This is a genomic window from Bacillus sp. FJAT-27001 (assembly GCF_019039175.1).
GTDB classification, from domain to species: domain Bacteria; phylum Bacillota; class Bacilli; order Bacillales; family Bacillaceae; genus Bacillus; species Bacillus velezensis.
The window spans coordinates 280,512-295,464 of sequence record NZ_JAHOAA010000001.1 but is presented as its reverse complement, the minus strand read 5'-3'; the positions used below and the strand labels follow the sequence as shown (position 1 = coordinate 295,464).

Annotated in this window: 1 protein-coding gene; it reads left to right on the top strand. The window is 50.4% G+C overall.

The features are described from left to right. Position 1 precedes the first annotated feature (1 nt). The gene (locus BGM27_RS00860) at positions 2-14,953 is read left to right on the top strand and encodes a non-ribosomal peptide synthetase (RefSeq protein WP_020954016.1); all 14,952 of its coding nucleotides are present in this window, start codon (positions 2-4) and stop codon (positions 14,951-14,953) included.

The following is a 14,953-nucleotide window of genomic DNA, read 5'->3' as shown; positions in this document are numbered from 1 at the left end:
TATGAAAAGTGATATGAAGGCAAGCGGGTTACTCAAGCCATCTGTCAGCTATGGAAAATCATTGCGGCTTTCAGCGGATCAGCCGATGACGATTCCTGAAGTCCTGCACAAAACCGCCGCGGCAGCGGGAGATCAAAAGGGCATCACATTTATACAGCCTGACGGCACCAAAGTGTACCAGACTTACAGCGGCCTGAAAAAGATCGCTCTTTCGATTGTGAAAGGGCTCCGCCAATCAGGAGTGAAGGCTCAGGATGAAGTCATATTACAGCTCAGTGACAATTCCCAGCTCATTCCTGCTTTTTGGGGCTGTGTTTTTTTAGGAGCGATCCCGGTTCCGCTTGCGGCCGCTCCTTCTTATACAGAAATGAACAGCGGGACGCAAAAACTGAAAGACGCTTGGACGCTTTTGAATCAGCCGTATGTCATCACAAGCCGTGACGTGCTGCCGGAGATGACTGAATGGGCGGAGGAGCAGGAGCTTTCCGGGTTTTGCGCTTTGGCGGCAGAAGATCTCAGTGCGCACGAAATGGATACGGACTGTCATCATCCCCGTCCGGAAGATTTGGCGATGCTGCTTTTGACCTCGGGAAGCACGGGCACGCCGAAAGCCGTGATGCTCAGCCATGAAAACATCGTCTGCATGGTCAAAGGAAATATTCAGATGCAGGGCTATACAAGTGAGGATGTCACGTTTAACTGGATGCCTTTTGACCATGTCGGCGGCATCGGAATGCTTCATCTGCGTGATGTTTATCTCGGATGTGAGGAAATCAACATACCGAGCGAATCCATTTTGATGGACCCTTTAAAATGGCTCGACCTGATTGATCATTACCGCGCTTCGGTCACGTGGGCCCCAAATTTTGCCTTTGGGCTGCTTGCTGATTTTGCAGAAGAGATTCAAACGCGGAAATGGGACTTATCTTCCATGCGTTACATGCTGAACGGCGGGGAGGCCGCGGTTGCGAAAGTCGGACGCAGAATTATGGAGCTTTTAGAGCCGCACGGTCTGCCGGCTAATGCCATCCGTCCCGCATGGGGAATGTCCGAAACGTCTTCGGGCGTTATTTTCTCAGATGAGTTTACACTGGAAAACACGAATGACGACGATCGTTTCGTCGAGATCGGTCTGCCGATCCCGGGATTTAATATGAGAATTACGGATGACCGCAATCAAGTGGTGGAAGAAGGAGAAATCGGCCGCTTCCAAGTGTCGGGTCTGACTGTAACGAGCGGATATTATGAGCGCCCGGACTTAAATGAGAGTGTCTTTACAGAAGACGGCTGGTTTGAAACGGGAGATCTCGGATTTCTGCGTGAAGGCCGCCTGACGATAACGGGGCGCACGAAAGATGCCATCATTATCAACGGTGTGAATTATTACAGCCATGCCATTGAATCAGCCGTTGAGGAATTGCCGGAAATTGAAACGTCATATACAGCGGCATGCGCCGTCCGGCCGAATCAAAGCACGACAGATGAGCTGGCGATTTTCTTTGTGACATCTGTTCCGTTGGATGAGAACCGCATGACGAAGCTTCTTCATCACATTCACCAGCACGTGACACAGAGAATCGGCGTTACCCCTGATTATCTGCTTCCGGTCGCAAAAGAAGACATTCCTAAGACGGCGATCGGGAAAATCCAGCGCACTCAGCTGAAACATTCATTTGAACAAGGGCAATTTGATTCATTACATAATAACAGACAAGAAGGCAGCAATTCAGACACGGCTTCTGCAGAGAAAGAAATTGAACGGGATTTTATCCGTTTTCTGAAAGAGGAACTTTCCATCGCGGATGAGCTCGTTGATCCAAATACGCCGTTTCAAAGTCTTGGCGTCAATTCCATCAAGATGATGAAACTCGCCAGATCAATTGAAAAAACGTATCACATCCGGCTGACGGCAAGAGAGCTGCACAAAAACCCGACGATTGGCGCTTTAGCGGCTTATACTGCTGAAAAAGCGGCAAACATGTCAGCGGACCATCATCCCCAAAAAGCCGAACCGCCGGCAGAACGGGAGAGACGGCAAACGGCGCCAGCGCTTTCAGAAGTCCAAAAAGGGCTGTGGACATTGCAGAAAATGTCGCCTGAAACGACTGCATACCATGTCCCGCTCTGTTTCCGATTCACATCCGGAATCGACAAAGAGAAACTGAAACAGGCGTTTCAGCTCGTATTAAAGCAGCATCCGATGCTCAAAAGCGCCGTGAATGAAACAGACGGCGGGTTTTATTTCATAGAAGCGGCAGATCCTTTTGTATTCTCGGAAGAAGATATTTCTGACGTCAATGAATCACAAATATCCGCTCTGATCCGGAAAAAAGTGAAAGAGCCGTTTGTCAAAGAAAGCGGACCTTTACTGCGCGTGCAGCTGCTTTCAAAATCCGCCGAGGAACATTATCTTTTGACGGTCATTCACCACATCGTGTTTGACGGCATTTCATCCATTACATTTATTCACAGTCTGCTGGATCATTATCAGGCGCTGCTGGAGGGAAAAGAAGAGTTTACAGCTGCCGCTCCCGGTATTCATCCCGATTTCGCGGCTTGGGAAAAGCGGTATTTAGCGGGTGAAGAAAGCAAAGCTGCCCGCGCTTACTGGATGAAACAGCTCGAGGGCGATCTGCCTGACCTTCAGCTTCCGCCGATGCGCACGGACAGCAGTGTTCCGGAGTTTACAGAAGATACGCTGACACGCCGTCTTCCCGAACGGCTGCTGAATAATATAACGGCGTTTGCCGCATCCCGTTCGATTCATTTGTCTACCGTCATGCTGAGCTGCTATATGGTGCTTTTAAGCAAATATACGGATAAGGAAGATATTGTGACAGGCATGCCTGCAATGGTCAGACCCGAAGAACGTTTTGACCGAGTGGTCGGCCATTTCCTCAACATGCTTCCCATACGGAGCAGAGCCGGACGAAAAGAAACATTTGCTGACTTTGTTCAAAAGGTGCAGGATGCCGTTCTGGACGGACTGGATCACTCCTTTTATCCGTTTCCGAAAATGGTGCGTGATGTGCATGCGAAACCCCGGCAGAACGGTTCGCCTGTTTTCAGCAATGCCTTTTTCTATCAGAACTTTCTGCAGCATTCCAGCTATCAATCGATGCTTGATGAATACAAGGAATTCTCCTGTGAGTTTGTAAAAGACATTCATCAAGAGGGGGAATATGATCTTGTATTTGAAATGTGGGAAGAAGCATCAGGCATGGATCTTACGATTAAATACAGCACCGAATTATTCGACGAAGCAGGGGCGGCCAGACTTTTCAGCCAATTTGTACAGGCTGCTGAAGCTTTGACGGCGAATCCGGATGCGCCGCTTGAGAACGTTTCTCTCATGACAAAAAGAGAGGAGCACATGATTCTTAAGTCTTGGAATGAGACAAGCCGTGAATATCCGGATGCCTGCTTCCATGAATTATTCGAACGTCAGGCGGCAGAAACGCCGGACGCTTGTGCGGTCGTGTATGAACAGCAAAAGCTGACGTACCGTGAGCTTGATGAAAAAAGCACGAAGCTGGCGCTCTATTTGCAGGCGCACGGTGCAGGCCCTGATGATCTCATCGGCATTTATACAAACCGTTCATTGCATATGGCTGTCGGCCTTCTCGGCATTTTAAAAGCCGGGGGAGCGTATGTGCCGCTTGATCCTTCTTATCCCGCTGACAGATTGGAATATATGATCGCCGACAGCAGGATTTCAATGTGCCTGACGACAGCTGATTTAGAGCACTCTTTGAACTGGGGAGGCGTGCAGACAACTGCCATTGACCGCGATTGGTCTCATATTGAAAGTACAGCCGCGGAAAGAACGTCGCTGAAGCGGTTAGTGACACCTGACGATCTGGCGTATGTCATTTACACGTCGGGCAGCACGGGCAAACCGAAAGGCGTGATGATTCCGCACCGGGCGCTGACCAATTTCTTACTCTCGATGGCGAATGAACCGGGGCTTTCGTCCGAAGACAAACTGCTTGCCGTCACGACATATTGCTTTGACATCGCGGCACTAGAGCTTTACCTTCCTTTAATCAAAGGAGCGGAGTGCAACATCTGTAAGACAGAAGTCACAAAAGACGCACGGAAGCTGAAAGAGCTGATTCAAGAGTACAAACCGACGATCATGCAGGCGACCCCGTTTACATGGAAAATGCTCTTTCATTCCGGATGGTCAAATGAAGAAAATGTGAAAATCCTTTGCGGCGGAGAGGCGCTTAGCGAACAATTGAAGCAGCAGTTTCTCGATACGAAAAGTGAGGCTTGGAATATGTTCGGGCCGACAGAGACGACAATCTGGTCCGCGGTGCAGCGGATAACGGAGAATGAGAGCGCGCTTACGATCGGACGCCCGATCGCCAATACCCGCGTGTATATTATGGATTCCGGTCTCAACCCTGTTTTAGAAGGGGTGCCGGGAGAACTTTGTATTGCGGGAGACGGATTGGCAAGAGGGTATTTCAACAAGCCTGAGCTGACAGATAAAGCTTTCGTCAGCCACCGGCTCGAACTGGGATCAAAGCTTTATAAAACAGGCGATATGGCGCGCTTTCTTCCCGGCGGCCGCATTGAATACATGGGACGGATGGACACCCAAGTCAAAATCCGCGGCTACCGGATTGAACCCGGAGATATTGAGAGTCGGCTGAATGCCCATCCGGCCGTACAGGAAAGCGTAGTGGTTGTGAACAATCACTCAGGAAATGAGAAGCTTTGCGCGTTTTATATCCTGAAAAACGGAGAGCCGCTTCCATCTGCAAAGGAATTGCGCAATCATTTGAAACAAGCGCTGCCGGCCTATATGACGCCAGCTTCGTTTATCCGTCTTGAAGAGCTGCCGCTCACACCGAACGGAAAAGTGGACCGCAAGCTTCTTGCTGCCCGCGATCTGACGGAAAAGCAGCCGGACACACAAACATTTTCATCATCTCATATCCAGCAGGCGGTGCTGGCGATTTGGCAGGATGTATTGAAAAGCAAAGATATAGAGCTTGATGACCGCTTTTTTGATGCGGGGGGAGATTCGCTTCTTGCCGTGACTGTCACTGACCGGATGACGCAGGAATTGGATTGTGAATTCAGTGTAACGGAGCTGTTTGAATACGCGACGGTAAAAGACATCAGCCGGTATATCGCTGAACAAAAACCGAAAGAAGCCGTTTTGGCTCCTGTACCGCAAAAGAAAGTGAATACAGAAGATCGGGAACACCCGGCGGGAGAATTTCCCGATTATTATGAGGACAGCCTTGCGGTTATCGGTATATCCTGTGAGTTTTCGGGAGCGAAAGATCATTATGAATTTTGGAATAACATCAAAGAAGGCAAAGAAAGCATCACCTTCTTTTCAAAAGAAGAGCTCCGCCGATTCGGTATTTCTGAAGAACTGGCTGATCATCCCGGCTTCGTTCCGGCTAAATCAGTTTTAGAGGGGAAAGAAATGTTTGATCCCGGTTTCTTCGGCTTTTCACCGAAAGATGCGGAATATATGGACCCTCAGCTGAGAATGCTTTTGCTCCATTCATGGAAGGCAATCGAGGATGCGGGGTATATCTCCAAAGAAATTCCGGAAACAAGCGTGTATATGTCTGCCAGCACGAACTCTTACCGCAGCCTGCTGCCGGAGGAGACGACAGCACAGCTGGAAACGCCGGATGGCTACGTGTCATGGGTGCTTGCCCAAAGCGGTACGATTCCGACGATGATTTCTCATAAACTCGGGTTGAAAGGGCCGAGCTATTTTGTCCATGCCAACTGTTCATCTTCGTTAATCGGCCTGCATTCGGCTTTTCAAAGCCTGCAGTCCGGCGAAGCCAAGTACGCCCTTGTCGGCGGTGCGACCCTTCATACGGAATCAAGCGCCGGATATGTTCATCAGCCGGGGCTGAATTTTTCAAGCGACGGGCATATTAAAGCGTTTGACGCGGATGCTGACGGAATGATCGGCGGTGAAGGGGCCGGCGCCGTGCTCTTGAAAAAAGCGTCGGATGCCGTTAAGGACGGCGACCATATTTATGCGCTGCTGCGCGGAATCGGCGTCAATAACGACGGAGCGGATAAGGTCGGATTTTATGCGCCGAGCGTCAAAGGACAGGCTGAGGTCATTCAGAAGGTCATTGATCAGACGGGCATACATCCCGAAACGATCGCGTACGTCGAAGCTCACGGCACAGGAACAAAACTCGGCGATCCGATCGAACTGTCCGCACTTCAATCGGTGTACGGCCGATATACAGATAAAAAACAATACTGCGGCATCGGTTCAGTCAAAACAAATCTCGGGCATTTGGATACAGCGGCCGGAATGGCGGGCTGCATCAAGGTTGTCATGAGCTTATATCATCAGGAAATCGCGCCGAGCATCAATTACAAAGAGCCGAATCCGAATCTTCATTTAGAAGACTCTCCGTTTTACGTAGCGGGAGAAAAGAAAGAGTTAACCCGTGAGAACAGAGCGCACCGCATGGCTTTAAGCTCTTTCGGTCTTGGCGGAACAAACACACACGCGATTTTTGAACAATATCCGGATGCATCCGAAGCAGCAGACGCTGCCGGTCCGTTCATCATTCCGTTGTCTGCCAGAAAAAAAGATCGTCTGAAGGAGTACGCAAAACAGCTGCTGGCTTTTCTGGAAAGAAAAACGGACACAGACCTCGCTGATCTTGCCTACACGTTCCAAGTCGGAAGGGAAGCGATGGAAGAGCGCGCGGCCTTTATCACAAGCGGCACTGCGGAGCTGAAGCGGCAGCTTGCCGATTTTATCAATGATAAGCCGGCAGTAACAGGCTGCTTCAGAGGAGAAAAACAGCAGGCGAAAGATATTGCCTGGCTTTCTGATGATGATGACAGCGCTGAACTCATTGAGAAATGGCTTGCGAAAGGAAAAGGACCGAAGCTCTGTGAAATGTGGAGTAAAGGCGTCGCCATTAATTGGCACAAGCTTTACAAAGACAAGCATCCGAAACGAATCAGCGTGCCGGTCTACCCGTTTGCAAAGGAGCCGTACTGGCCGAAAAAAGCAGAAAAGAACACATCTGCCGCACACACCGGAGTCTCAGTTTTACACCCGATCGTGCAGCAAAATACGTCAGATTTGGCCGTTCAGCGGTTCAGCTCACGGTTTACAGGCTCAGAATTTTTCCTGAAGGATCATGTGGTCAGGGAAAAAGCGGTGCTGCCGGGAGCGGCATATTTGGAAATGTCTTATGAAGCGGTAAAACGGGCGCTTGGCGGCTTATTAAAAGACCAAGACAGAATAACGCTCCATCATACCGTCTGGATGAAGCCGATCGTCGTTCACGAACAAGAGCGCCAGGTCCATATTGCGCTGTTCCCTGAAGAGGACGGCATCATCTCATATGACATTTACAGCGTAAACGCTGACGGCGAAGAAGTGCTGCACAGCCAAGGACGGGCCGAAATCATTAAGGCTGAACAAGAGCCTGAGAGAGACCTTTCTGCCATACAAAACAGATGCACAGCGGACATTCTTGATCCGGCGGCCTTTTATCGGGAAGGCCGGAGCAGGGGGATGTTCCACGGAAAAGCCTTCCAAGGCATTAAGTCCGCCTTTATCGGCGAGAAAGAAGTGCTCTCGGACATACAGCTTCCGGATTCTGTTTCTTACACGAACGGACAATTTACGCTTCATCCGAGCATCATTGATTCGGCTATTCAGACGGCGACGATCTGCATTATGCAGGAGTTTTCCGGACAAAAGCTGATTCTGCCGTTTGCGCTGGAATATCTTGAAGTCATCAAAGCATGCACGCCGACTATGCGGGCGCATGCACGCTTCAGCGAAGGATATCAAACCGGTGATTCCGTGCAGAAAGCCGACATTGACCTGTTCGACGAAACAGGAGCGCTTTGCGTGAAGGTGAGAGGATTCTCTACGAGAGTGCTTGAAGGCGATGCAGAATCGGCTCAGCGGCTATCAGGCTCGGAAAAGGTCTTGTTTGCACCGATCTGGAAAGAAGCCGCCGCATCCGAGAAAGCTTCTGTCCATGCTGATGAGCATTTGATCATACTTTGTGAAGATGCCTGCCGTATAAAAGATGAAGCGGCATCCGGCCTGAAAGACGCCGAACTGCTGATTGCAGAAGGTGAGGGTGAAACAGCCGCTGAACGATTCCAAAGCTATGGGCAGACGATCGCTGAACACATCCGGCGGATCATCAGCGAAAAAAGGCAGGGCCGCATTCTGATTCAGACCGTTATCTCAGCAGACGGCAGCCAGCAATTGTTTGCAGGGTTAACAGGTCTGTTAAAAACAGCCGAGCTGGAATACGGAAAACTTGACTGTCAGCTCATCGAAATGGAATCAATCGGCGAAATGCCGGCTGTCGCTCAAAAACTGAAAAACGACAGTCATCGGCCGCATGATAAACATATCCGTTATAAAGGAGAAAAACGGTATGTGAAGGCTTGGGAAGAAATGCATCCTGCAGGAGGCGGCACCGTCTGGAAAGACGAAGGTGTATATCTGATTACCGGAGGTGCAGGAAGCCTGGGCTTGATGTTCGCAAAAGAAATCGCAGGTCGCGTAAAACACCCGAAAATCATTCTGACGGGCCGCTCAAATCTGGCAGAAGCCAAACAGCGTGAGCTTGCTATGCTTCAGCACTCAGGCGCAAATGTCGTCTACAAAAAGCTGAATGCGGCAGATCGGCGGGAAAATGAAGCGCTGATCAAAGAGATTACGGCGGAATTCGGAAAGCTTAACGGAATTATTCACGCTGCGGGAGTGATACAAGACCGCTTCCTGCTGCAAAAAACAAAGGAAGAGTTCAGGGAAGTGCTTGATCCGAAAGTCATCGGAACCGCTTATTTAGATGAAGCCAGCAAAGACTGCAATCTTGACTTTTTCGTATTGTTCTCCAGTGTTTCCGGCGTTCTCGGCAATGTCGGGCAGGCTGATTATGCCGCCGGCAACGCGTTTATGGATGCATACGCCGCTTACAGGCAATCCCTTACGGAGAATGGCCTTCGGCACGGAAAAACGGTCGCCTTTAACTGGACGCTGTGGAAAGATGGCGGTATGCAGGCGGGAGACGAGACGGAGAGAATGATGAAAAAAGCTTTCGGCATGGTTCCGCTTCAAAAGGCGTCAGGCCTGGCTGCATTTTATGAAGGAATGGCTCAGGAAAAGCCGCAGCTTTTAGCATCTGAAGGACACGCTGCAAAATTAAAACAGTCGTTCCTATCCGTTTCTGAAACTGAAAAGCCGCAGGTGGAGAAAATAGAGCCTGTATCCGCCGTTTCGGGAGACAAATGGCACGGTGCGCTTATCAGATTGGTCAGTTCAATTTTAAAAGTCGGCCAAGACGAGATTGATATTGATACGGAACTGAGTGAATACGGTTTTGATTCCGTATCCTTTACCGTCTTTACGAATCAATTAAATGAAGCGTATCAGCTGGAGCTGGCACCGACGATCTTCTTCGAACACGGGACGATCCGCAGTTTAGCAGAGTATTTGACGGATGAGGCAGAAGCCGGCCTTCCTTTTCAGCCGGAAGAAAAACACGATGCAGAAGAATCTCTTCAAACACTTCACACCGCTTTGACAGCCATGGTAAGCGGCATTTTAAAAGTTGACCGTGAGGACATTGAGACAGATACGGAATTGAGTGAATACGGTTTTGATTCCGTATCCTTTACCGTCTTTACGAATCAATTAAATGAAGCGTATCAGCTGGAGCTGGCGCCGACGATTTTCTTTGAGTACGGAACGATCAGCGGTCTCGCCGGATATCTGGCAAAAGAGCATCCGGGCCGTTTCGGCGAAAAGAAGAAAGAGTCTCCGAAAAAAGAGCAGCCAAAAGCCCAAAAACCGAAAATGCAGCGGAAAAAGCGCTTCGCAACGGTAATGAACGCTTCGGCAGCGACACAAGAGCCGCGCCGCTTTGACCCGGTTGCCATTGTCGGAATCAGCGGCCGATTCCCGGGCGCGAAGGATATAGAGGAATTTTGGCGCAATTTGAAAGAAGGAAAGGATTCGATCACAACCATTCCGAAAGAACGCTGGGATTGGCAAGCGTTTGATGGCGACCCGAATCTTGAAGGGAACAAAACGAATATCAAGTGGGGCGGCTTTATCGACGGAATAGCTGAATTTGATCCGCTGTTCTTTGGGATTTCACCGCGGGAAGCCCAATATTTAGATCCGCAGCAGCGGCTGTTATTGACTTATGCATGGCGGGCGATAGAAGATGCGGGCTGTAAGCCGGAAAGCCTTTCCGGTACAAATACGGGCGTCTTTATCGGCACCGGAAATACCGGTTATAAAGATTTGTTCACAAGGGCAGGTCTTGCGCCGGAAGGACATGCGGCGACAGGCAGCATGATTCCTTCCATAGGTCCGAACCGTTTGAGCTATTTGTTAAATCTTCACGGGCCGAGCGAGCCGATTGAAACGGCATGTTCAAGCTCGCTTGTGGCGATTCACCGGGCGGTATCCGCTATAGAAAACGGAGAATGCGACATGGCGATTGCCGGGGGAATCAACACGATTCTGACGGAAGAAGCGCATATCAGCTACAGCAAAGCAGGCATGCTCAGCAAAGACGGAAAATGCAAAACCTTCTCCAAAGATGCCAACGGGTATGTCAGAGGAGAAGGCGCGGGAATTCTGATGCTGAAGAAACTGACAGATGCAGAACGTGACGGCAATCCGATTTACGGCGTGATCCGCGGTACGGCTGAAAACCACGGCGGCCGGGCGAATACGTTAACCTCGCCGAATCCGAAACTGCAGGCTGATTTATTGGTGAAAGCATATCGGAAAGCGGGAGTGGACCCGAGCACCGTCACGTATATTGAAGCGCACGGTACAGGAACGGAATTGGGCGATCCGATTGAAATAAACGGTCTGAAAGCGGCGTTTCACGAGCTGGCGAAAACAAATCAAGAGCCCGAAGTCTCCGGTCACCGCTGCGGCATCGGTTCGGTCAAAAGCAATATCGGCCATTTAGAGCTTGCCGCGGGGGTATCAGGCGTCATGAAAGTGCTTTTGCAAATGAAACACAAAACGCTGGTGAAAAGCCTGCATTGCGAGACGATCAATCCGTACATTCAGCTTGATGACAGTCCTTTCTACATCGTGCGGGAAAATCAGGAATGGACGGCAGCAAAAGATAGAAACGGAAATGCCATTCCGCGTCGGGCCGGGGTCAGCTCATTTGGCATCGGCGGGGTCAACGCCCATATCGTCATTGAAGAGTATGTCCCGAAAGCAGCCGCTCAGCCTGAGCACAGCCCGGAAAATCCGGCAATCATCCTTTTGTCCGCCAAATCAAAAGAAAAATTGTTTGAACAGGCGCAGCAGCTGCAAAAAGCGATCCGTCAAACGCCGTATACAGATCAAGACTTGGCGGGCGTCGCTTATACGCTGCAAACCGGAAGGGACGAAATGGAAGAGCGCTTGGCCATTCTTGCAGCGACGATGGCGGAATTGGAAACAAAGCTGGAAGCATTTACGAAAAATGAGAAAAACATCGCCGGGCTGTATACCGGCCAGTCTCACCGCAATAAAGATACGTTTGCCTTGTTCACGGCCGATGAAGATATGGACATCGTCATTGACGCTTGGATCAGAAAAGGCAAATTCGCCAAGCTGGCAGAGGTATGGGTGAAAGGCGGCGTGTTGAATTGGAACCGGCTGTATGAAAAGGGTACGCCGCGTTTACTCAGTCTTCCGTCTTATCCGTTCGCAAAAGACACGTATTGGGTGCCTGAGAATCCTGACAAAAAGAAGGTCCATACAGAGGAACGGATGAAACGTATTCTGACGAAACAATGGGAACTGAGCCCGCTCGAACTGCGTGAACCGTGCGCACGTTCCGTTGCGATTTTGACAGGCGGGGACACGATCAATCTCGCAGAAGAGATTGCAGCGCATATGCCGAATCACCGTATCATCACCGCATCAGACCTTTCCGGTGAATATGACTGGCAGGCGTTTGACGGAGTCATCGACCTCCTCGGCGCAGCGAAAGAAGATTCTCAAGACATGGCCGGAATCAAATGGCTTCAGCAATTGATTGAGCATGGGCATAAAGAAGGGATGACACTGCTTTGTGTCACGAAAGACCTTGAGTCATTAAATAAAGAGGCCAATCAAACAACAGGAGCAAAACGGGCCGGTCTGTACAGAATGCTGGCATGTGAGTACGGTCATCTGTCTTCAAGGCATCTCGACCTTGAAGGAGCGCTTTCTGATGACAAACTGGCGAAGCAGATTGCCGATGAGTTTCATGCCCGTACTGATGACGCGGAAGTTTGCCGGAGGGACGGCTTGCGCTACCGCGCCGTATTGAGCGCCTCAGAAAATATGAATATGCAAGGCGAGAGAATTGATTTTCCGGACAACCATGTGCTTCTGATCACCGGAGGGACGAGAGGGATCGGTCTTTTATGCGCACGCCATTTTGCCGAACATTACGGAGTGAAAAAACTGGTGCTTACAGGACGTGAGACCCTTCCGCCGCGAAGTGAGTGGACAGGCGGACTGAATGGGGTGACGGCTTCTGTAAAAGCGAAAATTGAAGCTGTTCTCGACTTGGAATCCAAAGGTGTACAAGTGAAGGTATTGTCAGTCCCGTTAGCTGATGAAGCCGGGCTGAGACAGGAACTGAGTCAGATAAAACAGACGCTCGGACCTATCGGCGGCGTGATTCACTGCGCGGGTGTGACCGATAAAGAGACGCTCGCATTCATCAGAAAAACCGATGAAGACATACAGCGCGTGCTCGAGCCGAAAGTAGACGGGCTTCAGGCGTTATACAGTGTGCTCAGCGAAGAGCCGCTGAAGTTTTTCGTCTTGTTCTCTTCCGTGTCAGCTGCGATACCGGCGCTTTCGGCAGGACAGGCCGACTATGCCATGGCCAATGCGTATATGGACTATTTTGCAAACTCATACAAAGAGCAGCTGCCGATCGTAAGCATTCAGTGGCCGAACTGGAAAGAAACCGGAATGGGCGAAGTAACGAACAAAGCTTATAAAGAGAGCGGGCTATACAGCATCACGAATGCAGAAGGATTACAGCTCCTTGACGGCATACTTCTTGAATCAGCAAGGGGCCCGGTGCTGCCGGCCGTTCTGAATCCTAAGCTGTGGAAGCCGGAGCGATTCCTGCGGCGGAGCAGGCAGGATCAGCCAATGAGTCCGGCTATGGTAAAACCGGCGGAAAAAACCGCTGATACTGCCGCAGACAACGCTCAATTAACAAGGAAAACAGAAGAATGGCTGAAAGAATTATTTTCTGAAGAGCTGCGGATTGACCAGGATCAGCTTGAGACAGACGTATTATTCCAAGATTACGGAGTGGACTCCATTATCCTTGCCCAGCTTCTGCAGCGGATCAATCGGAATCTCTCGGCATCGCTTGACCCGTCCATTCTGTATGAATATCCGACGATTCAATCTTTCGCAAATTGGCTTCTCGAAGGATATACAGAAGTTTTGTCAGAACGGTTTGATTTGGCGGCGGCGGAGCCTGTTCTGAAGAAGCCGGCTGAGCCGGTGATTGAAACACAAGCCGTTAAGGTGCAAGAAGAGCCGGCCGGAAAACAGATTCACCGGGAAGATATCGCGGTCGTCGGCATGTCCTGCCGGTTTCCGGGAGCGGCTTCTTTAGAGGCGTACTGGTCGCTTTTGGCTGAAGGCCGTTCGGCTATCCGTCCTGTTCCGGCTGAACGATGGGGGTGGAAGACGCCTTATTACGCGGGAATGCTTGACGGAATCAATCAATTTGATCCGGACTTCTTTTTACTGGCAGAAGAAGATGTAAAGGCAATGGACCCTCAAGCTTTGGCCGCTCTGGAAGAATGCCTTAACCTGTGGTATCACGCGGGCTATACGCCGGATGAGATAAAGGGAGAAGCAATAGGTGTGTATCTCGGCGGACGCAGCCGTCACAGACCGGGTGAAGAGAAACTGCTGGACGCGAAAAACCCGATCGTCGCACTGGGCCAGAATTATTTGGCCGCAAATCTCTCTCAATACTTTGATATGCGCGGCCCGAGCGTTGTCCTCGATACGGCTTGTTCTTCTGCTTTAGTCGGAATGAATATGGCCGTGCAGGCTCTTGTAACAGGAGAAATAAAAGCGGCCGTCGTCGGCGGCGTGAGCCTGTTTGAATCAGAAGAAACCCATAAATTATTTGCACAGCGCGGCATATTAAGTAAAGCGCAGTCGTTCCATGTATTTGACGAACGCGCCGATGGAGTCGTGCTGGGCGAGGGTGTCGGAATGGTTCTATTAAAAACCGTGTCTCAGGCGATTGAAGACGGAGATTCTATTTATGCCGTAGTGAAGGCGGCATCCGTCAATAATGACGGAAGAACGGCCGGCCCGGCTACGCCGAGTCTGGAAGCGCAAAAATCCGTCATGAAGACGGCTCTTGAAAAAAGCGGAAAACAGCCGGAAGACATTACTCATATTGAAGCGAACGGTTCAGGCACGGTCGTGACGGATCTGTTAGAACTGAAGGCCATTCAATCCGTCTACCGTTCAAAAGACGCCGGCCCGCTCGGAATCGGATCTGTGAAACCGAACATCGGGCACCCGCTTTGCGCGGAAGGAATTGCAAGTTTCATAAAAGTTGTTCTCATGCTGAAAGAAAAGAGCTTTATTCCGTTTTTATCAGGCGAGCATGAAAACACACATTTTGATAGAGAAAAGGCCAATATTCAGTTCAGCCGCACTCTGGCAGACTGGCCGTCACCAATACCGGCGGCAGGAATTAACTGCTTTGCCGACGGCGGAACAAACGCCCACGTCATTGTGGAAGCGTGGCAGGAAGACGAAGGGCGCCGAATCAAGCGCCATCCTTTAACACCGCCTGCATTAAATAAGCGGCTGATTTCGCCGGACAGCAAAGAAGAAACGAACGAAAAAGCTGCGGCAAACATCTGGGATACCTATGAAGTGGAGGTTTAA

Bases quoted from the DNA above. Each gene is read 5' to 3' on its own strand.
- BGM27_RS00860 (WP_020954016.1), top strand. From the start codon at position 2: ATGAAAAGTGATATGAAGGCAAGCGGGTTACTCAAGCCATCTGTCAGC.